Origin of the sequence: Streptomyces sparsogenes (assembly GCF_001704635.1) — a bacterium.
Classification (GTDB): Bacteria; Actinomycetota; Actinomycetes; order Streptomycetales; family Streptomycetaceae; genus Streptomyces; species Streptomyces sparsogenes.
The window spans coordinates 16,428-34,750 of record NZ_MAXF01000013.1 but is presented as its reverse complement, the minus strand read 5'-3'; the positions used below and the strand labels follow the sequence as shown (position 1 = coordinate 34,750).

Below are 18,323 nucleotides of genomic sequence, written 5' to 3'. Positions count from 1 at the left end.
AATGCACAACCTCCGCCCACTGAGTAAGTTCGCGAGCCGAGATGTCACCCGCGATAAACTTGTCGAGAACCCGGATTGCGCCATCCGGGTGGAGGTAGACGGCTTCGTCGCTCTGGCCACGAGTCGCCAACTTTCCGGCGTAGGCCAGATCGTCGACATGTCCGTTCAGGTCGAGCAGATCAAGGAGTGTTTGGATATCCCGTTCATTCATGTCATGTCTCTGCCCCTCAGGATGCGTCGGCTGTGCGCTGAGCTGGCTCCGACAGCGAAAGAATCAATCCACAGCCATCGCGCCTGAGGTCACTCAATCTCAACGTCTGAGGCTGTTGATGGATCGAAGTAAGAGACGCACCATGTTTCGTCGAGCTCGTCGCGTAGGCGGCGAGCCAGTCTAAGTCCCCGCTCGGCGAAGCTCTGCTCTGCCCCTTCGGAAGGGAATCCAGAGGCTACGGGATCGTCCCTGTTATATGTCGTCTCATACTCATCGCCCCAACGATCCAAGTCCTCAACGAGCTGCATCGTGAGGGGAAGTGAGTCAGGTGCCACATTATCCACTTCCTGTTCCGTTATCACCCACACGGGGTAGCATTCATAATCTGCGGCAAGGCGCACGGTGCGTTTCATGACGTCATTATCCCACGCTCTTCAGGTTTGCTCCGACTATGAACCCGTTGCTTCCCACGGTGACCGCCACCCGTCGCGTCTCGCCCTGGAACTGCACTTCATAAATCGGCCTTCCTGTCCCCTTTCCTTGATATCCCACTATCTCGCCACGTGTAGCTGCGGCCATGACGAGGTTGGGTATCTCGCTGCGAGAGATTCCTTTTTCTTCGAACTGGCTGCCGTGTTCCTCAAGGATATGCTGTAGTCCTGCTTTGCTGTTCCCTTCTTCGAGAAATATGATCTTCCCGCTCTGGTCGCGTTGTGCGGCTACAAGCTTGTCCGGAGTGAACTTGACCCCTTCCTCTTCGAGCTGTTTAACGGCGGTCGAGTCGATCTTGCAATGCTGTAGCCCTAGCGGGTCGAGCCAGGCGAAGGGATTCCTGACATAAGCATGGTGATTGGGCGCGGGTTCGAGGCCGAGCGGATCGGGCGAGACGTAATGGGCGGTTTCGGGGTCGTAGTGGCGGAAGTAGTTGTAGTGGAGGCCGGTTTCGGGGTCGGCGTATTGGCCGGGGTAGCGGAGGGGGCAGTCGACGGTGCCAGGCGGGGTGGGGAGTGGGGTGCCCCAGAGGGTGGTGCGGTGTTGCCAGGCGAGGGTGCCGTCGGGGGTGACCAGTTCGGTGGGGGTGCCGACGAGGTCGGTGATGATGGCGTGGAAGCGGGCGTCGTATTCCGATTGGGGTGTCGTATCAGTCAGGCGGAGGATGGATGATGTCTCCTCCACCTGCTCCTGTGGAGCATGACGCTCGGTCTGGGATATGGGGCGGTGGGTCCCCGGGGCGTAGTCCCAGGTTGTCACCGAGCCGCCGGACGTGGTTTGTTCCGCCAGGCGGGTGCCGTCCCAGGCGAAGAGGATCTGGTCGGCGACCGTGCCGTCCTCGGCGAGTCGCTGTTTCGCGGTGCGGCGGCCCAGCGGGTCGTACGTGTAGTGCCAGCGTTCCCCGTCGGGGGTCGTGGCGTCGGTGAGGCGGTCTTCCGCGTTCCAGGTGTAGGTCCAGGTGCGGATCTGGCCGTTCAGCAGCTTGCGGGTACGGCGGACCAGGCGGCCCTGGGCGTCGTGTTCGTAGGTGGTGCGGCCGGCGCGGTGGAGGATCGTGCCGGTGAACTGGCGATCGCCGGGCGAGGAATGGTCGGGGGCGGTGGCGTGGGTGAGGTTGCCCGCGCTGTCGTAGGCGTAGGTCTCCGTCCAGCCGTGGGCGTGGACTGCCGTTACGCGGCCGACCGGGTCGAGGTCGAAGCGGCGGGTGCCGGAGGTCAGTTCGCGGATCTCGGTGAGGTGATCGTCCGGGCGGTAGGCGTAGGCGCGGTGTTGGAGCAGCGCGGAAGCGTTGCCGTGGGTGAGGGCCTGGGTGGTCAGGCGGTCCAGGGAGTCCCAGGTCTGGGCGAGCGAAACGTCGTCCCCGAAGGTGCGCGACGTCTCGCGGCCCGCCGCGTCGTAGGCGAAGTGGAGGGAGTTGTCCGCCGTGGTGAGGGCGGTGGGGCGGCCGGTCGCGTCGTAGGTCCACGCCGAGCGCAGGCCGCTCGGGGTGATGCGTTCGGTGCGGTTGCTCGCCTGGTCGTAGGCGTAGGCGGTGGTCTTGTCGTTGACCGTCTCGGTCAGGACCCCGCCTCGCGCGTCATACGTGCGGCGCAGGTCCGTGTCCGGGTTCGTCGCCCCTGTCAGGCGGCCGGAGGCGTCGTACGCGAACGTCGTCTCCGTGCCGTCCGCCGTGCGGCACGCGACCGTGCGGCCGAGCGCGTCGCGCGTGTAGGTGAGCGTTTCGCCTGCGCCGTTGGTGCGCGAGGTCAGGCGGCCCGCCTCGTCGTGCGTGTAGGTGAGGGTGCGGCCGTTGAAGTCCTTTTCGGAGGTGAGGCGACCTGCGCCGTCATAGGTGTACGTCCAGGTCAGGCCCTGCGGGTTCGTGACTGTTGTCAGACGCAGTTCGGTGTCGTACGCGAAGGCGTACGTCGCCCCGTCCGGCTCCGTCCGGGTCGCGGGCAGGTCGAAGTGGGTGTGGGTGTGGCGGGTGGTGTTGCCGGCCGGGTCGGTGTGTTCGACCAGGTTGCCCTCGGCGTCCCAGGTCCACGTCTCGCGGGAGCCGTCGGGGCGGACGCGCCAGGAGGGCTTGCCCTCGATGGTCCAGCCCTGGCGGGTGACATGGCCCAAGGGGTCAGTGATACGGGTGATGCGGCCGTGGGTGCCCCGGCGGACGGTGGTCGTGTGGCCCAGGGCGTCGGTGACCTCGACCGGCAGGCCCGCCTCGTTGCACACGACGTGAGTGGTGTGGCCGAGCGGGTCGGTGACCGAGGTGAGGTTGCCGGAGTCGTCGTACGTGTAGTGGGTGGTGGCGCCCGTCGGGTCCGTGGCCTGGATGCGGTTGCCCCGGTCGTCGTACGCGTGGCGCCACACAGCGCCATCGGGCTCGCGGACTTCCAGCGGCTGGCCGTACTCGTTGTACACGGCTGTGGCCGCCGTGCCGTCCGGGCGTTCGACGCGTATGAGGTTGTGGGAGTCGTCGTAGGCGTAGCGGGTGGTGTGGCCCAGCGGGTCGGTCACCGACAGCGGCAGGCGTCCTGTCTGCGGGTCCCATTCGGTGCGGGTGGTGTGGCCCAGGGCGTCGGTGCGGGCCACTGCCCGGTACGCGTCGTCGAAGACGTAGGTGATGCGGTGGCCGAGCGAGTTGGTGTAGACCGTGGTGCGGGACGCCTCGTCGTAGTGGAAGCGGCCGGTCATCATGTTGTCCGAGCCGATGGTGCGCAGCACGCGGCCCCGGTGGTCGTAGACGTACCCGAAGCTGGTGCCGTTGCGGTCGGTCCAGGACGTGATGCGGTGCTGGTCGTCGTAGGTGAACCGCAGCGGCTCGTCGGCCGAGTTGAAGACCTCGGTGAGGTCGCCCGCGTCGTTGTAGCCGAAGGAGACCAGCGTGGTGCCCGTTTCGCTGTCGCCGACGCCCAGCAGGCGCAGCGCGGTGATGCGCAGCAGCTCCGGGTCGGTCTCGATGGCGATGCGGTAGCCGCCGGAGTGGACCACCTCGAGCGGGGTGCCCTCGGCGTCGTAGACGAAGGTGATGGACCGGCCGTTGCGGTCCTCGATCATCTGGAGGGGGAGTTCGTTCCCGTCGGCGTCCAGCGGCGTGAAGTGGAGGGTGCGGCCCTGCTCGGGGATCTCGATCCGCATCGTGCCGCCCGCCGTGCCGTCCCAGCGCAGCGGCCAGCGCGGTCCCCGCACCGGGAACGTGTCCTCTTCGGGGCGAGGGACCCCGTAGCGCAGCACCATGCCCTCGGTCGAGACGAACACGATCCCGTCGGCGTCCAGCTCCAACCGCTGGTCAAGGCTGGCGGACCAGGTGCGGCCGAACCAGCCGCCGCAGGTGTGGCCGGAGACGAAGGTGCGCTCGAGGACCAGCGGCAGCGCCCCGGGGAGGGAGACGTCCGTGGCGGACATGAGCATCTCGCCGGTCGCGACATCGACCGGGTCGTCCTCGCAGTTCTTTTCGTCTTCGTGCTGGTCGTGCGTGCCCTTGCTGTCCGCTCGCTCCTGCGCCTCGCCGTCCCGACCCAGCGCCTTCTTGCGGGCGGCCAGCCGCTCGGCCGCGGTGCTGCCCGTCTTCAGCTCCTTGCGCAGCACGCTCGCGCCGCCCGTGGCCAGGGCGAGCAGCAGCGACGGGGTGATCTCGCCTGCCGCGCGCAGCGGGTCCTTGGACCACATGTCCCAGTTGGTGACCGCCTTCGCGAACTCCTTCGGGTGCTGGGCCGCGTACGCCGCGCCGTCCACGATGCCGGCCAGCTGCATCGCGAACCCTTCCGGGCCGTCGTCAATGAGTGAGGCGGGCAGCTCGGCCAGTCCGAGGATGCCGTAATGGGCCTTCCACAGGCCGTCCTTGAGGCTGCTTCCGAGCTTCTGCCAGTTGCTCGGCTTGTCCGGGGCCTTCTCCGCCGCCTTGTCGACCTTCTTCTTCGACGCTTCGGCGACCAGCCGCAGCTCCTCGATCAGCTTGTCCAGCCGCCCGACACAGTTCTCCATCGCGGCGATGCCCGGATCGGTCTCCGAGGGCTTTTCCGGCAACTGATCGTCGCCACGCGTCACCGCGTCGTTGTACGCCTCGACCTTCTTGTTGTGCGCCTTGGACGCCGAGCGCGCCGCGTCCGCGTCCTCGATGATCGGCTCACAGCGCTTCTGCACCGAGCGCAGCTTGGTGGCGTACGCGGCCAGCGCGTTCGCCGCATGCGTGAACTGGTCGTGACCCGAGGCCAGCTCCTTCGGCAGCCGGTCGACGGCCTTCCGGAATTCGCCTGCTCCCTTGCCCTGCCAATCCGCCAGGTCCAGCGGCCTCAGCTTGTCCTTGCCGTCCTGGAACGCGCCCGCGTACGCGCGTAACTCCACCACCAGGTCGTCGACGTCATCCGGGTTGCCGGGGATCAGGTCCTTCGGCTTGGCGCCCGCCGGTATGCGTATCTGCGGGGCCCGCCCCGCGTCAGGGTCCGCCATCAGGACTCGTCCTCGTATTCAGCCAGCGCTTTACGCGTGAACTTCGCCAACCCGGATTCCTCCGGACGCTTCTCCATCTCAGGCGCCCCCACGTGCTCCCAAGACCACCGGCCCGCCGCGCCCGAGGGGAGCTTGGCCATGTTCTCGTCGGAGGGCCAGAAGTCCTTGACCCGCATCAGATCCGCCAGCATGTACCCGGCCACCGCCTCGTACAGCCGCTCCACCACCACATCCGCGTGGTCCGCCAGCTCCCCCATGCCGAAGCCCCATGCCTTGACGAACCCCTTGCCCGACTCCAGAAGTTCGGGGGAGCCGCAGTGCTGGAGGTAGGCCGTCAGCTTCTCCTGGCCGTTCTTGACCGCCCGGGCGCCGATCACCGACTCCTCCAGCGGGCTTATCAGCGCCTTCACCGAAGCGATCTCGATCTTGTAGCCGTCGGCGCCTTCGTTCCCGCCGTACTTGCCGTCCGGGCCGCCCTCGCTGGGGGCGCGGTTCGCGTTCCTCGCGTCAGGATCCGCCATCGTCTGTCCCCTCCGTGCCGCTCTCCTGGCCGTCCGCTTCGCGCAGCGTCCGCGCGTCGAGCAGGAACGGACGCTCACCCAGCGGATCCACCAACGCCCGCACGCCCTCCGGCAGCAGCTCCACCAGGTCCTCGACCGTCGTGGACGCCCACCCGCACGCCCCCGCGAAGCGCGCCAGCCCTTCCAGCGAGGTGAAGACGGGCACCAGCGGGCCGGCCTCCTCGGTCTCCGAGACGAGGAAGCCCGGGTTCTCCGGGCGCTGGAAGTACATCCGCGCCTTCCGCAGCGCGGCCCGCTTCTCCTGCTCCGACATCTGCGCGGCGGTTTCCTGGCGTACGAGGTCCGCCAGCCTCTGACTGCCGCCCTGACCAGGCGGTCGGCCGTTCCCTCCCCCAAACATGAGGGCTATCTTCACACAGGCGACCGACACCACGAGTAACCGACGCGCCGCGCTTCGCAGCCGAGCGCTGACCGTCGGCTCGACGAGCCCATGACAGGCGATGATGAGGGTATGACCGCCAGCTCACGCGCCCAGTCGTTCGATGCAGCCGCTGAGCAGTACGCGGCGAACCGGCCCTCGTACCCAGCCGAACTCTTCGACCACATCGAGGAGTTCGCAGGCTGTCGGTTGGCGGGTGCTCGGGTCGCCGACGTCGGTGCGGGGACCGGCATCGCCACCGTCCTGCTGCGGGAGCGGGGGGCCGATGTGATCGCCGTCGAGCCGGGGGAGGCCATGGCCGGTGTGTTTCACCAGGCGCTCCCGGGCGTGCCGATCGTGCGGGGTGATGGCAACGCTCTGCCGCTGGCCGGGGCTTCCTGCGATCTCATCACGTATGCGCAGTCCTGGCAGTGGACCGACCCCGGCCGGTCCGTTCCGGAGGCGTTGCGTGTGCTGCGAGCGGACGGTGCCCTGGCGATCTGGTGGAACACCACGGCCTTCGACGTACCGTGGATCCGCGAGCAGCACGAGCGCATCGCGCACCACTGCGGGGCGAAGCCGAGGTCCGCGGTGCGTCCTTCGGACGGCGACGCGATCCGGCTGGCCGGCCTGACGGGTCTCCGGGTTGCGCGCCGTCAAGTGCGGTGGAGCCGCACCGTCTCCCTGGATACGCATCTGGCCAACATCGGCAGCCGCTCGGCGTTCCTCGTCCTTGAAGAGACCGACCGTCGCGCGTTCGTCGTCGACGAACGTGAGCGGCTGGGCAGGACTTTTCCCGGCGGGAAGGTGGAAGAGACCTACGTGGTCGATCTCCTGGTCGCACTCCGCCCCTGATGCTGTGGGGCAGCGGGGTGGGGCGGCGCGCTCATGCTGCCGGGGCGAGGGGGCGGGCGCGGTCAGGCGTTCAGCTGCTGCCGGGGGATGGAAGGGCGGCGTCCGGCTCAGGGTTCGGCTCCGCCAGCATGTCGTCGATGATCTGCATACGGATCTCCGGAAAGCGCTCCTCGACCGCCTCCCGCATCATGGCCAGGCCCTCGGGGTCGACTGTCCCGGATCGGTCGCGGGTCGCCGCGTCGGGCCAGCGGGCGTAGGCGACCCACGTACCGTCGTCCGCCTGGTGCAGCCTCGACCCGTAGCTGCCGCACTGCTGGTGGATCGCCGCGGTCACCCGGTGCCACCCGTCGACGAACTGTTGTTCCCTGCCCGGTTGGAGCCGCCACCGGTAGATCACTGCGAACATTCTCGGGGTCCTCTCGTCGTATGGCCCGCTCAGCGGGTCTTGAAGGCCTTGCGGAGGGCGGCCCTGTCCTCCCAGGAATCCGCTGCCGGGCCCTTGGTCATGTCGGTGAAGAAGCTGTCGTGGCGGAGGAAGAAGTCGGCCCGCTCCTGATCGGCCATCCCGCCAAGGTGCTCGAGACCTTCGAAGTAGCCTTCGCGGGCTCCTCCGGGGGCGAAGAGGATCAGGAATTCCGTCGGCTCGCCGGAGATGTTGCCGAACGAGTGCACGCCGCCCGGCGGGACGTAGAGGTAGTCACCCCGCGTCGCGTCCCTCCAGCGCTCGCCGTCGAAAACGTGGATCTCGCCCGACAGGACGTAGAACGCCTCGGACATGGTCCTGTGGAAGTGGGGGCTGGTGCCTCCGACCGCCGGGCCGAGGCGGTTCCGGTAGAGGCCGAAGAGCCCGTCCGTGGTCAGCCGGGTGGAAAGGTAGTGGTAGGTGGCTCCCCCGGGCGATGTGTAGTCGGGCGGGGTGTCGGCAGGGCGGAAGGTGGCGGAGGTCTCGCCCTCGTCGCCGGAGTAGATGATCTCGGGATAGTCGGGGGAGAGGAAGGACACGCGGAACCCTCAGTTCTGTTGATGGGGGGCGGCCGACGGCGGGGCGTAGAGGCGCAGGAACGCCTGTACGCCTTCGGTGATGGTTTCTTCGACTACCGGTTCGGGCAGGGGAACGGCTCCGTAGAAGGAGCGGATCAGTACGTCGTTCGTGGTGAGCGTGTTCAGCCGGTTCGCCGCCTTCTCCGCGTCGTCGAACTCCAGCAGCCCGCGGTCGGCGATCTTCTGGAGGTACGGGGCGAGCCGCTTGTGGGCGGAGGGCGGTCCGTGGGCCGTCCACCTCTCCAGGACGGCGTCGGGCAGCCGGGTCACCTCGGCGTGAATCGTGCGGACGAGCGCGAAGTGGTCGGGGAACTCGGTCACCGCCTTGGCCCGGTCCAGACAGAAGGCGATCAGGTCCTCCTCCAGGTCCACGATCTTCCGCAGGTGCCGCTCCATCAGGACGCGCACGGCCTCGGTGACCGCGTCGGCGCCCTCGATCGCGACCGAGAGGAACAGCTGCTCCTTGCCGGCGTAGTGGTTGTAGATGGTGCGCTTGGCGACATTGGCTTCGGCGGCGATCACGTCGAGGCTGGCCCGGGCGTACCCCTCGCGCCCGAAGACCCGACGCGCGGCTTGGGAGATCGCCCGGCGCTTGTCGGGCAGTCCGCCGGACGCGCTTGGTACCGCACCGGGCATGGCGGGAGTCCCCTTCCGTGGCGCATGGCGTGGCGCATGGCGTGGGCTCGTGATGTGGGCCCGTGATGTGGGCCCGGTGCAACAATTGCACTCACCAGTGCATCCCGTGAGCCCATGTAACATCCGTTCCCGGTATTGACCTCTTACATAAGAAGAGATGGGGGCGGTTTCGGATGGACGCGGAGCTGGTGCGCTCGTGGGTCGAGGGCTGGGCGGTGTCGCGCGGTGCGGCGCTACCCGTGGAGGAGCCCTGGGGGTTCACCATCGATGTGGGGCTGGCCGGGCAGGTGACCCGGCACGTACTCCCCGATGCCGACGCGCCGCTGATACGCAAGCTCACCGGGACGGCCACCGCCCCCGGCACCTGGCTGAAGTTCTTCCTGCCGCCGGAGTCGGTGGCGTCATGCGTGGCCCCCGGCTGGCGCTTCGACATCGACGGCTTTCTCATGTCGGCGCGGCTGCGCACGGCCGAGGCGGTGGCTCCCCGTGGCTACCGGGTGCGCACCTGGGCCCGGGGCGGCACCACCCGGGTGCTCGTCCTGACGGAGGACGGCGCGTTCGCCGCGCGGGGGCAGATCGCCGTGCCCGCCCCCGGGCGCCCCGCCGTCGTCGACCAGGTCGAGACCTCTCCCGCCCACCGCCGCAGGGGGCTCGGCAGCCTGGTCATGCGCACGCTCGTCAACGCCGCCGTCGAGGCGGGCTCCTCGGCGGCGGTGCTCGGCGCGACGATCGAGGGGAGGGCGCTGTACGAGTCCCTCGGCTGGCGCACCGACGGCCCGCTGACCGGCCTGATCCGCGAAGCCTTGCCGGACATGCCCGGGTGAGCGTTCTGTAGGAAGTCAACAGTGACCGGGGAGTGCCCCTGTGCGTGCTCGATTCCCCGGCCCGGGGGTTTGCCCGATAGTTTGCGTACACAAGGGTCGCCACACATAGTGACGCCCGGCACGACATCCAACAGAGAGGGTGGTCCCTTGAGCCGCTCGGTTCTCGTCACCGGAGGAAACCGCGGTATCGGCCTCGCCGTCGCCCGTGCCTTCGCCGACGCAGGCGACAAGGTCGCCATCACCTACCGGTCCGGGGAGCCGCCGGCCGGCTTTCTCGCGGTGAAGTGCGACATCACGGAGCCGGAGCAGGTCGAGCAGGCGTACAAGGAGATCGAGGAGAAGCACGGCCCGGTCGAGGTGCTGGTGGCCAACGCCGGCATCACCCGGGACCAGCTGCTGATGCGGATGACGGAGGAGGACTTCTCCACCGTTCTGGAGACGAACCTCACCGGTACGTTCCGTGTCGTCAAGCGCGCCAACCGCGGGATGCTGCGGGCCCGCAAGGGCCGTATCGTGCTGATCTCGTCCGTGGTGGGTCTGCTGGGCTCCGCGGGGCAGGCGAACTACGCCGCGTCCAAGGCCGGTCTGGTGGGCTTCGCCCGCTCCCTCGCCCGTGAACTCGGCTCCCGGAACATCACGGTCAACGTGGTCGCGCCCGGTTTCGTGGACACCGACATGACCCGCGCGCTCGACGAGCAGCAGCGGGAGAACATCGTCAAGCAGGTGCCGCTCGCGCGCTACGCGCAGCCCGAGGAGATCGCCGCCTCGGTCCGCTTCCTGGCCTCCGATGAGGCCGCGTACATCACTGGAGCCGTCATCCCTGTCGACGGCGGATTGGGCATGGGTCACTGAACGTCATGAGTGGAATTCTCGCCGGCAAGCGCATCCTGGTCACGGGCGTCATCACCGAGTCCTCCATCGCCTTCCACGCCGCCAAGCTCGCCCAGGACGAGGGCGCCGAGGTCATCCTCACCGGCTTCGGCCGGGTCTCCCTCGTCGAGCGGATCGCCAAGCGGCTGCCCAAGCCCGCCCCGGTCATCGAGCTGGACGTGCAGAACCAGGAGCACCTGGACGGGCTGGCCGACAAGGTCCGCGAACACCTCGGCGAGGGCGTCGACCTGGACGGCGTCGTGCACTCGATCGCCTTCGGCCCGCAGGGCGCCTTCAACTTCCTGGAGGGCTCCTGGGAGGACGTGTCCACCGCCGTGCACGTCTCGGCGTACTCGCTCAAGGCGCTGACCATGGCCTGCCTGCCGGTCATGCCGCGGGGCGGCTCGATCGTCGGCCTGACCTTCGACGCCCAGTTCGCCTGGCCGAAGTACGACTGGATGGGTGTCGCCAAGGCGGCGCTGGAGTCCACCAGCCGCTACCTCGCCCGGGACCTGGGGAAGAAGAACATCCGCTGCAACCTGGTCTCCGCCGGCCCCATCAAGTCGATGGCCGCCAAGTCCATCCCGGGCTTCGAGGAGCTGGCGACCGTGTGGGACAACCGCGCGCCCATCGGCTGGGACCTGAGCGACCCGGAGCCGGCCGGCCGTGGCGTGGTCGCCCTGCTGTCGGACTGGTTCCCGCGTACCACCGGCGAGATCGTGCACGTCGACGGCGGGGTGCACATGATGGGCGCCTGAGCCCGTCCCGGCTGGTCTGGGCCTGGCTGGTCTGGTCCTGGACGGTTTCGTCCCGCCCGGTCCCGTCCCGCCCGGTCTCGTCCTGGCTGTTTCCGGCCGCCGCCCCGGTTCCCGCGCTCCGCGGGCCGGGGCGGCGGCCGTTCGCCCGTTCGGAGCAGTGCGCCGCGCGCGGCGGCCGTCGGCACGGGCACTGTGGAGTATCGGGCGCTGCGGCGGTTCGGCACGGTGGAGAGCACGGTCGAGGAGGTCCTGCCATGCGTAGGTCCCGTTGCGTCGCGGCCGCGGTGCTGGTCGCGGCCGTGGTCGGGTTCATCGCCGTCGCCTCGAACTCGGCCGCCCAGGAGCGTACCCGGCCGCGTGAGGCGGCGTGCAGCACCTGGGTGCGCGGGTCGCACGCCACGGCCAGCTGCTTCAACCCGAACCCGCAGACGGACCGGGTCCAGCTGCATGTCGAGTGCGCGCGATGGTGGGACCCGGACATGGACGGCCGCTCCATCGAGGTCGGCCCGGCCCAGCACGTACGGCTCGCCGAGCGCTGCTGGAAGGAGATACGGAAGGCCTGGGTGAGCCACCACCGCTGACCGGGCGCGGTCAGCCGGCGGTCCGGTACGGGGGTCGGCCGGCGGTCCGGTACGGGGGTCGGCCGGCGGTCCGGTACGGGTCAGCCGGCGTCCGCCAGTCCGGGGCAGCCAGGGTTCCGGTCCGGGTCGGCCTGCGGTCGGGTCCGGGTCAGCCGGCGGTCCGGTTCGCCCGGTCGGCGTACCGGCAGCTGAAGGGGTGGGTGCCGGCCTCCGCCGCGGCGCGCTCGCCGTCCCCGGCCCGGATGGCCTCCACCAGCCGCGCGTGGTCCACATGGTCCTCGGGGCGCAGCCCGCCCTCGACGTCCCCGTGCAGGAACTGCCGGATCACCCCGCCCAGATCCGCGTACAGCTCGGCCAGCACCTCGTTGTGCGAGGCCGCGACGACGGCCATGTGCAAGGTCGCGTCCGCCTCGACGAACGCCTCGGCGTCCCCGGAGGCGAATGCCTGCTCGCGCCGGTCGAGCAGCGCGTCGATCTGCTTGAGGTCCTGCGCGGTGCGGCGCTCAGCGGCCAGCCGCGCCGCCTTCGTCTCCAGGGCACTGCGCAACTCGGCGACGTGCAGCGGGTCGGCGTCCGCGAAGCGGCGGTGCATCACCCCGGCCAGCTCGCTGGTCGCCAGCACATAGGTGCCCGAGCCCTGCCGGATGTCCAGCAGGCCGTTGTGCGCGAGCGCGCGCACCGCCTCGCGCACGGTGTTGCGCGCCACCCCGAGCTGCTCGACCAGCTCCGGCTCGGTGGGGATCCGGGATCCCACCGGCCACTCTCCTGAGGTGATCTGGGCGCGCAGCTGGGCGATCACCTGGTCGGCGAGCGCGGAGCGCCGGGGTGAGGTCAGCGGCATGACTCTCCTGTGCCTGGGCCGGGATGCGGGTGCTCTCATGATGCCGTCCGCCCGTCGTCGAGCGGTGGGGAACCACTGGACACCCATTCATCCCATCATTCTATGATGGCGGGCATGGCCGACCAGGAACTCGCGACACCCGACACCGACGCACCGACAGGACAGCCACGCCGGGCCGGCGCGCCGGAGCCCGCCGGTGGCCCATGGCGGCGCCGCCTGCTGGTCCTCGCCCTGGTCCTCGCCGCGGTCAATCTCCGCCCCACCGTCACCAGCCTCGGCCCGCTCCTCGAAGAGGCGCGGGCCGACCTCGGCATGAGCGGCACCGTCGCCGGGCTGCTCACCTCGGTGCCCCCGGCCTGCTTCGCCCTCTTCGGCCTCGCCGCGCCCCGGCTGGCCCGCCGCTGGGGGCCGGGCGCCGTCGTCTGCGCCGGGCTCGCCGCCATCACCGCGGGCCTGGCCGTACGCCCCCTGGTGGGCGGAACCGCCGCCTTCCTCGCCGCCAGCGCGCTCGCGCTGGCCGGGATCGCCGTGGGCAACGTCCTCATGCCGGTGCTCGTCAAGCGCTGGTTCCCCGACCGGGTGGGCCCGATGACCGGCGGCTACTCCATGGCCCTGTCGCTGGGCGGGGCGGGCGCGGCCGCCGTCACGGTCCCCATGACCGATGCCCTGGGCGGCGGCTGGCGGGTCGGGCTCGGGGTGTGGGCGGTGCTCGCGGCGGTCGCCGTGCTGCCCTGGCCGCTGCTCGCCCGCGACCGCACGGGCGGCGCCGCCGCACCCGAGACGGGCCCGGCCCCCGCCCCCGACACGGCCACTGCCAAGGCCTCGGCCCCGGCCGCCGCCCGGACCCGGATCACCAAGAGCCCCACGGCCTGGGCGCTGGCCGTCTTCTTCGGCCTCCAGGCCACCGCCGCCTACATCACCATGGGCTGGATGCCGCAGGTCTTCCGGGACGCCGGGGTCTCCGCCTCCACGGCCGGGCTGCTGTTCGCGGTCACCATGGTGATGGGCGTGCCGCTGGCCTTCGTACTGCCCTCGCTCGCGGCTCGGCTGAGCAGCCAGGGTCCGCTGGTGGTGGTCCTGGGGGCCTTCGGGCTCGCCGGGTACGCCGGGCTGTGGCTCGCGCCGGCCCAGGGCGCCTGGGTGTGGGCGCTGCTGCTCGGCGTCTCCAACTGCTCCTTCCCGCTCGCCCTGACCATGATCGGCATGCGGGCCAGGACCGCCGCGGGCGTGGTGCGGCTGTCCGCCTTCGCCCAGAGCACCGGCTATCTGCTGTCCATCCCCGGGCCGCTGCTGGTCGGCGCGCTCTACCAGCACACCGGCGGCTGGGACCTGCCCATCGCGCTGATGGCCGGGCTGATGCTGCCGCAGATCGCCGCCGGGCTCGTCGCCGGGCGCGACCGTACCGTCGAGGACGAGATCTGAGCGGACGGCCGGGGCGGTGACGGGGCGGGCCCGGGGCGGTGGGACACTGGGGCCATGCCAGTGCTCGACGAGAACCCGCCGAACGGTCAGAAGAAGCTGCTCATCATCCTGGGCGTGATGCTCGGCATCACCGTGGTCATCGGCGTGGTCGCGACCATCGCCTCGCCCTGAGCGCGGCGCCCCGAACGCGTACCCGCGAGCGCGCGTCCGTGGGCGCCCGCCCGCGTACGAGAGGGTGCGGCGGGCCCCACCGTCCCCTAGGGGGTGTCTCCCCGATCTCTGCGGGTCCGCGACGCCTGGCACGCGCCCCCAGCTACCGCTGGGCGGTGCCCCCGCGAGGGCGACCCTCCGCCTTGCGATCGCACGCGCCCCCAGCTACCGCTGGGCGGTGCCCCCTGACGCCGCGGGCTGATCCACAGAGATCGAGGAGACACCCCCTAGGGGGCCGGGGTCAGGGGGAATTGGGTGGTTCACCGGATGGGACCGGCCCCCGGCGCTCCGTACATTCGACGTGTCGGAACGCGAAGGCGGGGCCGAAGGCACGGCGCCCGTCGCCGGCCCCCCGTCACCCACCGCATCGCACCCCGGAGGCGATCCCCATGTCCGCGCGCACCCAGCCTGAACAAGCTGTCAGCCGGCTGCCGTGGTGGGCCATCGCCCTCCCGTCCCTGGCCTTCGCCGCCCTGCTGCTGCTCGCCGGCTCCGCCGACGCGCACGCCGCCGGCGGTTCCGGCACGCTCTCGCAGCTCTTCGGGCTGGTCCGGGACGCCCTCGCCCACCAGCCGTGACACGGGCGGCCCGCTCGCCGCGGCGGTGGGCGCCGCCGTTGCTCACCTGAGGACGAGGTCCGGCCAACCCCCTGCGCCGAGCCCCCGGTTTCATGCGAAGCTGGGAAACATGAGCGTCGATGTGCCCCGCAGGATCGTCCTTCTCCGACACGCCAAGGCCGACTGGCCCCAGGTATCCGACCATGAACGGCCGCTCGCGGAGCGCGGCCGCAAAGACGCCCCAGTCGCCGGACGCCGGCTCGTCGAAGCCGGGATCAATCCCGAGCTGACCCTCTGCTCCACCGCCGTCCGCACCCGCGAGACCTGGAAGCTCGTGGTGCACGAGCTGCCGCAGCGGCCCAAGACGGTGTACGAGGAGCGGCTGTACGAGGCCTCGCTCGGCGAACTCCTCGCGCTGCTCAACGAGACGCCCGACGACGTGAGCGATCTGCTGCTGGTCGGCCACAACCCCGGCATGCACGCCCTGGCGGACGCGCTCGCGGGCGAGGCCGAGGAGGGCACGCGAGAGCGGATGGCCCGGAGCGGATTTCCGACCTCCGCGTTCGCGGTGGTGACCTTCAGCGGCTCCTGGAAGTCGGTCGAGCACGGCGTCGGTCGCCTCAGCTCCTTCTGGGCGCCCCACGAGTGATCTAGATACGTGTCGGGCCCGGACGGCCTCGCCGCCCGGGCCCGGCGCCGTACGGCGACCCCGCTCACGCGACCTGGCATCGCGCGGCTCAGCTCACGAGTCGGCGCTCAGCCGTCGACGGTGTCCGCCGCCTCCACCTCTTCGCGGGTGATGCCCAGCAGATACAGCACGGTGTCCAGGAACGGCACGTTCACCGCGGTGTGCGCGGCCTCCCGCACCACCGGCTTGGCGTTGAAGGCGACACCGAGCCCGGCCGCGTTGAGCATGTCCAGGTCGTTGGCCCCGTCCCCGATCGCCACGGTCTGCGCCAGCGGCACCCCCGCCTCGGCCGCGAATCGCCGCAGCAGCCGGGCCTTGCCCGCGCGGTCCACGACCTCCCCGACCACGCGCCCGGTCAGCTTGCCGTCGGCCACCTCCAGGGTGTTGGCAGAGGCGAAGTCCAGCCCCAGCCGCTCCCTGAGGTCGTCGGTCACCTGCGTGAAGCCGCCGGAGACCACGCCCACCTGGTAGCCGAGCCGCTTGAGGGTGCGGATCAGCGTACGGGCGCCGGGGGTGAGCCGCACCTCCGCGCGCACCTTCTCCACCACGGACTCGTCGATCCCCGCCAGCAGCGCGACCCGCGCGTGCAACGACTGCTCGAAGTCCAGCTCACCGCGCATCGCCCGGGCCGTGACCTCGGCGACCTCAGCCTCGCACCCGGCGTGCGCCGCGAAGAGTTCGATCACCTCGTCCTGGATCAGGGTCGAGTCCACGTCCATGACCACCAGGCGCTGCGCCCGGCGCTGCAGCCCCGACGCCACGACGGCCACGTCCACCCCGATCCCGGCGGCCTCGGTGACCAGCGCGGTGCGCAGCGTGCCGGTCTCGGCGCCGGACACCTCGAACTCCACGGCCGTCACGGGATACTTCGCGAGCCGGAAGATCCGGTCGATGTTGCCGCCGCTGCCGGTGATGCTGGCCGCGATGCGCGCCGTCGACTCGGCGGTCAGCGGATGGCCGAGCACGGTGACATGGGACCGGCCCGTGCCACGTGGGCGGTTGTCGCCCCGACCGGAGATGATCTCGGCCTGGAGCCGCATCGACTCGGCCCAGCTGTGCACGGTCGCCCGCAGGTCGCCCTCCGAGGTCCAGCCGCCCGTGGGGGCCGTCACCAGCACGCACAGCACGATGCGGCCTCGGGTGACCACCTGCTCTATGTCGACTATGTTCACGCCGTAGGCGGCGAGGGTGTCGCAGAGCCCGGCGGTGATGCCGGGGCGGTCCTTGCCGAAGATCTTGACGAGGAGGGTGGGAACGTCATCGCCCGGGACGGCGGTGGCAGGAGGGGTCTGCGGTGTGCTCATGGTCTTCCCACCGTATCCGGCCCCTCGGACCGATCGCGCGCCAGTCCGCGCTACGGACGGCTGTCCGGTACAAAACGTTCATTTCGCCGTCGCCGGGGCGTCACCCGGCTCTGAGCGGAGCGCCGCGTACCGGGACGCCCGCCCGCCCGCGGCCCCCGTCGCCCGCGCGGCCAGCGCCCCGGCGGCGCCCGCCGCCGCACCCCAGCCCGCGCCCAGCGCCGCCGCCGCCGGAGCGGAGCCGTACAGCTCGATCCCGGCGCCGAAGGCGTCGAAGCCCAGCACGGACAGGCTCGCCCCGGCCGACACCCCGGTGAGGCGGACCAGCAGCGGCAGCGCGAGCGCCGTGAGGATCCCCAGCCACAGCGCGCACCGCCCCGTGAAGCCGGCCGTCCCGGCCCGGCCGACCGGCGTACGGACCGCCGTCAGCACCCCGGCCGCCAGCACCATCAGCACACAGGCGACCGTCAGCAGCCACACCCGGCCGTCCAGCTCCGCCAGGCGCGCGACCGTGATCGGCTGGTCCTCACGGCCGTCCAGCAGCTTGTCCAGCGGGTCGGGCAACACCCGCACCAGCGCCCCGATCGCCCCGCCGTGCCAGGGCACGAACAGCCCCAGCGGCACCCCCAGCCACACCCCGTTCGGCGCGCCGAGCAGCGCCGCGCCCAGCACCAGCCGGGGGTGGTCGTCGCCGATCGCCGCGTACACCGCCGCCGCGAGCCCCGCCCCGACCGCCAGCACCAGCACTCCGTACAGGGCCGAGGCGGCCGGCCGGACGGTGCGGTGCGCCGCCTCCAGGCCGCGCGGCACCGGCGCGCGGCGCGCCACGAGCAGCGCGATGAGCAGCACCGCGACGACCCAGACCGCGCCGCCGAGCAGCGAGCGGCCCGCCTCGACGGTGAACCCGACCGCCGCCTTGGCGTCGATGAGCCGCTCGATCCGGTCCGGCAGCAGTCCGCTGCCGATGTCCGCGATGTCCCCCAGTTCACGGGGGAGTTTCTCGAGCAGCCCGCCCGGCCGCTCCGGTCTGCCCGTCAGACCGAGCGTGGCGGCGTCGATTGTGACGGTATCGTTGCCCGCCCAGGTGAGCCCGGCGAGGACGAGCAGGAAGAGCAGCACCACCGCGCCCGCCCGGGCGGCCAGTTCGGCCCGTCCGATCACCGCTCCCGCCCCGCGCAGCGACCGTACGAACAGCCGGCCCAGCAGCAGCGCGCCCACCAGGCCGACGCCCAGTGGCGCGATGTCGACGGCCGAGTGGGCCTGGGCGCCCTTGAGTCCGAACGCCTCCACGTCCCCGGCGGGGGTGACGGAACCGCCGACCGCGAGCACCACAGCGGCCGCCGTCATGGGGCCGAGCGCGCCCGCGCCGTCCGCGCCGACCAGGTGCAGCCCGAGCGCGGCGACCCCGGCCATGGCCAGAAAGGCCCAGCTCACCGTCGCCACCGCGGACAGCAGCAGCTCTCCCGGGCGCACCCGTCCGCTGCCACTCGCGCTCATGGCGTCGGCCCCCCGATCGGTATGAGTTGCCCGGTTGGTCCATGTTCCGTCCCATCCTTAGGCGCTTACCACTTTCCGGGGGCCTTTCGGATGAGTCAACGGCGCGCGGGCCCGGTCTTGTCAATGCCCGACTTCCGGTTCGGCGACTGAGCCTGAAATAGTTCCTCACGAT

Annotated in this window: 20 protein-coding genes; 10 read left to right on the top strand and 10 right to left on the bottom strand. The window is 70.7% G+C overall.

The window, feature by feature from the left end:
• Position 1 precedes the first annotated feature (1 nt).
• Positions 2–298 (top strand): hypothetical protein, encoded by a 297-nt coding sequence (locus BBH68_RS01150; protein WP_141712945.1) that lies wholly within the window; start codon positions 2–4, stop codon positions 296–298.
• A gap of 2 nt (positions 299–300) precedes the next feature.
• On the opposite strand, the gene BBH68_RS41335 is transcribed toward BBH68_RS01150, so the two are convergent.
• From BBH68_RS41335 to BBH68_RS01135, 4 genes are read right to left on the bottom strand one after another with little or no spacing between them, the layout of a single operon-like run.
• A complete protein-coding gene (locus BBH68_RS41335) occupies positions 301–624 on the bottom strand; it encodes a hypothetical protein (protein ID WP_141712944.1) in 324 nt (107 codons plus the stop codon).
• Positions 625–631: 7 nt separating this feature from the next.
• Positions 632–5,131, bottom strand: a complete 4,500-nt coding sequence (locus tag BBH68_RS01145; RefSeq protein ID WP_245737844.1) for a putative T7SS-secreted protein — start codon at positions 5,129–5,131, stop codon at positions 632–634.
• Positions 5,131–5,652, bottom strand: coding sequence for a hypothetical protein (locus BBH68_RS01140; RefSeq protein ID WP_065958264.1), 522 nt, complete (start codon positions 5,650–5,652; stop codon positions 5,131–5,133). Before BBH68_RS01140 ends, BBH68_RS01145 begins: the two co-directional genes overlap by 1 nt.
• The gene (locus tag BBH68_RS01135) at positions 5,639–5,965 is read right to left on the bottom strand and encodes an SseB family protein (RefSeq protein ID WP_065958262.1); all 327 of its coding nucleotides are present in this window, start codon (positions 5,963–5,965) and stop codon (positions 5,639–5,641) included. The genes BBH68_RS01140 and BBH68_RS01135 overlap by 14 nt, the downstream gene beginning before the upstream one ends.
• Before the next feature lie 198 nt (positions 5,966–6,163).
• On the opposite strand from BBH68_RS01135, the gene BBH68_RS01130 reads away from it, so the two are divergent.
• Positions 6,164–6,925, top strand: coding sequence for a class I SAM-dependent methyltransferase (locus BBH68_RS01130; protein ID WP_174588967.1), 762 nt, complete (start codon positions 6,164–6,166; stop codon positions 6,923–6,925).
• Positions 6,926–6,995: 70 nt separating this feature from the next.
• Here BBH68_RS01130 and BBH68_RS01125 read toward each other — a convergent pair whose 3' ends face one another.
• Genes BBH68_RS01125 through BBH68_RS01115 form a run of 3 tightly spaced genes read right to left on the bottom strand, consistent with a single transcriptional unit; the run spans position 6,996 to position 8,602 of the window.
• On the bottom strand, positions 6,996–7,331 hold the full coding sequence (locus BBH68_RS01125; RefSeq protein ID WP_065958261.1) for an antibiotic biosynthesis monooxygenase: 336 nt from the start codon (positions 7,329–7,331) through the stop codon (positions 6,996–6,998).
• Positions 7,332–7,360: 29 nt separating this feature from the next.
• Positions 7,361–7,927 carry a cupin domain-containing protein gene (locus BBH68_RS01120; protein WP_065958260.1) on the bottom strand — a complete coding sequence of 189 codons (567 nt, stop codon included), beginning with the start codon at positions 7,925–7,927 and terminating at the stop codon, positions 7,361–7,363.
• A 9-nt stretch (positions 7,928–7,936) separates the two neighbouring features.
• On the bottom strand, positions 7,937–8,602 hold the full coding sequence (locus BBH68_RS01115; RefSeq protein ID WP_065958258.1) for a TetR/AcrR family transcriptional regulator: 666 nt from the start codon (positions 8,600–8,602) through the stop codon (positions 7,937–7,939).
• 173 nt (positions 8,603–8,775) lie between these two features.
• Between BBH68_RS01115 and BBH68_RS01110 the strand changes: the two genes are divergently transcribed.
• The 4 genes from BBH68_RS01110 (at position 8,776) to BBH68_RS01095 (ending at position 11,635) form a co-directional block, all read left to right on the top strand.
• The gene (locus BBH68_RS01110) at positions 8,776–9,426 is read left to right on the top strand and encodes a GNAT family N-acetyltransferase (protein WP_065958255.1); all 651 of its coding nucleotides are present in this window, start codon (positions 8,776–8,778) and stop codon (positions 9,424–9,426) included.
• A gap of 147 nt (positions 9,427–9,573) precedes the next feature.
• Positions 9,574–10,278: a 3-oxoacyl-[acyl-carrier-protein] reductase gene (gene fabG / locus BBH68_RS01105; protein WP_065958253.1), complete on the top strand. Its 705-nt coding sequence runs from the start codon at positions 9,574–9,576 to the stop codon at positions 10,276–10,278.
• Between the two features lie 5 nt (positions 10,279–10,283).
• The gene (gene fabI, locus BBH68_RS01100) at positions 10,284–11,054 is read left to right on the top strand and encodes an enoyl-ACP reductase FabI (protein WP_065958252.1); all 771 of its coding nucleotides are present in this window, start codon (positions 10,284–10,286) and stop codon (positions 11,052–11,054) included.
• Positions 11,055–11,308: 254 nt separating this feature from the next.
• Complete coding sequence (locus BBH68_RS01095) at positions 11,309–11,635, top strand: hypothetical protein (protein WP_065958251.1); 327 nt, start codon at positions 11,309–11,311, stop codon at positions 11,633–11,635.
• A gap of 148 nt (positions 11,636–11,783) precedes the next feature.
• On the opposite strand, the gene BBH68_RS01090 is transcribed toward BBH68_RS01095, so the two are convergent.
• Entirely contained in the window at positions 11,784–12,476 is a 693-nt protein-coding gene (locus BBH68_RS01090) for a FadR/GntR family transcriptional regulator (RefSeq protein ID WP_065958249.1), read from the bottom strand.
• 114 nt (positions 12,477–12,590) lie between these two features.
• Between BBH68_RS01090 and BBH68_RS01085 the strand changes: the two genes are divergently transcribed.
• From BBH68_RS01085 to BBH68_RS01075, 4 genes are all read left to right on the top strand, one after another.
• Positions 12,591–13,898 carry a CynX/NimT family MFS transporter gene (locus BBH68_RS01085; protein WP_245737843.1) on the top strand — a complete coding sequence of 436 codons (1,308 nt, stop codon included), beginning with the start codon at positions 12,591–12,593 and terminating at the stop codon, positions 13,896–13,898.
• A gap of 54 nt (positions 13,899–13,952) precedes the next feature.
• A complete protein-coding gene (locus BBH68_RS43945) occupies positions 13,953–14,069 on the top strand; it encodes an SGM_5486 family transporter-associated protein (RefSeq protein WP_281182456.1) in 117 nt (38 codons plus the stop codon).
• Between the two features lie 428 nt (positions 14,070–14,497).
• Positions 14,498–14,686 carry a hypothetical protein gene (locus tag BBH68_RS01080; RefSeq protein WP_065958245.1) on the top strand — a complete coding sequence of 63 codons (189 nt, stop codon included), beginning with the start codon at positions 14,498–14,500 and terminating at the stop codon, positions 14,684–14,686.
• 109 nt (positions 14,687–14,795) lie between these two features.
• Positions 14,796–15,314: a SixA phosphatase family protein gene (locus BBH68_RS01075; RefSeq protein ID WP_065958243.1), complete on the top strand. Its 519-nt coding sequence runs from the start codon at positions 14,796–14,798 to the stop codon at positions 15,312–15,314.
• Between the two features lie 107 nt (positions 15,315–15,421).
• Here BBH68_RS01075 and serB read toward each other — a convergent pair whose 3' ends face one another.
• Both serB and BBH68_RS01065 read right to left on the bottom strand, forming a co-directional pair.
• Positions 15,422–16,657, bottom strand: coding sequence for a phosphoserine phosphatase SerB (gene serB / locus BBH68_RS01070; RefSeq protein WP_065958242.1), 1,236 nt, complete (start codon positions 16,655–16,657; stop codon positions 15,422–15,424).
• 78 nt (positions 16,658–16,735) lie between these two features.
• Positions 16,736–18,151 (bottom strand): streptophobe family protein, encoded by a 1,416-nt coding sequence (locus BBH68_RS01065; protein ID WP_065958240.1) that lies wholly within the window; start codon positions 18,149–18,151, stop codon positions 16,736–16,738.
• Positions 18,152–18,323 lie beyond the last annotated feature (172 nt).

Coding starts and splice junctions, on each gene's coding strand:
- BBH68_RS01130 (WP_174588967.1), top strand. CDS start 6,164: ATGACCGCCAGCTCACGCGCCCAGTCGTTCGATGCAGCCGCTGAGCAG.
- BBH68_RS01115 (WP_065958258.1), bottom strand. CDS start 8,602: ATGCCCGGTGCGGTACCAAGCGCGTCCGGCGGACTGCCCGACAAGCGC.
- BBH68_RS01080 (WP_065958245.1), top strand. CDS start 14,498: ATGTCCGCGCGCACCCAGCCTGAACAAGCTGTCAGCCGGCTGCCGTGG.
- BBH68_RS01140 (WP_065958264.1), bottom strand. CDS start 5,652: ATGGCGGATCCTGACGCGAGGAACGCGAACCGCGCCCCCAGCGAGGGC.
- BBH68_RS01110 (WP_065958255.1), top strand. CDS start 8,776: ATGGACGCGGAGCTGGTGCGCTCGTGGGTCGAGGGCTGGGCGGTGTCG.
- BBH68_RS01065 (WP_065958240.1), bottom strand. CDS start 18,151: ATGAGCGCGAGTGGCAGCGGACGGGTGCGCCCGGGAGAGCTGCTGCTG.
- BBH68_RS01085 (WP_245737843.1), top strand. CDS start 12,591: ATGGCCGACCAGGAACTCGCGACACCCGACACCGACGCACCGACAGGA.
- BBH68_RS41335 (WP_141712944.1), bottom strand. CDS start 624: ATGAAACGCACCGTGCGCCTTGCCGCAGATTATGAATGCTACCCCGTG.
- BBH68_RS01090 (WP_065958249.1), bottom strand. CDS start 12,476: ATGCCGCTGACCTCACCCCGGCGCTCCGCGCTCGCCGACCAGGTGATC.
- BBH68_RS01150 (WP_141712945.1), top strand. CDS start 2: ATGCACAACCTCCGCCCACTGAGTAAGTTCGCGAGCCGAGATGTCACC.
- BBH68_RS43945 (WP_281182456.1), top strand. CDS start 13,953: ATGCCAGTGCTCGACGAGAACCCGCCGAACGGTCAGAAGAAGCTGCTC.
- BBH68_RS01095 (WP_065958251.1), top strand. CDS start 11,309: ATGCGTAGGTCCCGTTGCGTCGCGGCCGCGGTGCTGGTCGCGGCCGTG.
- BBH68_RS01135 (WP_065958262.1), bottom strand. CDS start 5,965: ATGTCGGAGCAGGAGAAGCGGGCCGCGCTGCGGAAGGCGCGGATGTAC.
- serB (WP_065958242.1), bottom strand. CDS start 16,657: ATGAGCACACCGCAGACCCCTCCTGCCACCGCCGTCCCGGGCGATGAC.
- BBH68_RS01075 (WP_065958243.1), top strand. CDS start 14,796: ATGAGCGTCGATGTGCCCCGCAGGATCGTCCTTCTCCGACACGCCAAG.
- BBH68_RS01145 (WP_245737844.1), bottom strand. CDS start 5,131: ATGGCGGACCCTGACGCGGGGCGGGCCCCGCAGATACGCATACCGGCG.
- fabI (WP_065958252.1), top strand. CDS start 10,284: ATGAGTGGAATTCTCGCCGGCAAGCGCATCCTGGTCACGGGCGTCATC.
- BBH68_RS01125 (WP_065958261.1), bottom strand. CDS start 7,331: ATGTTCGCAGTGATCTACCGGTGGCGGCTCCAACCGGGCAGGGAACAA.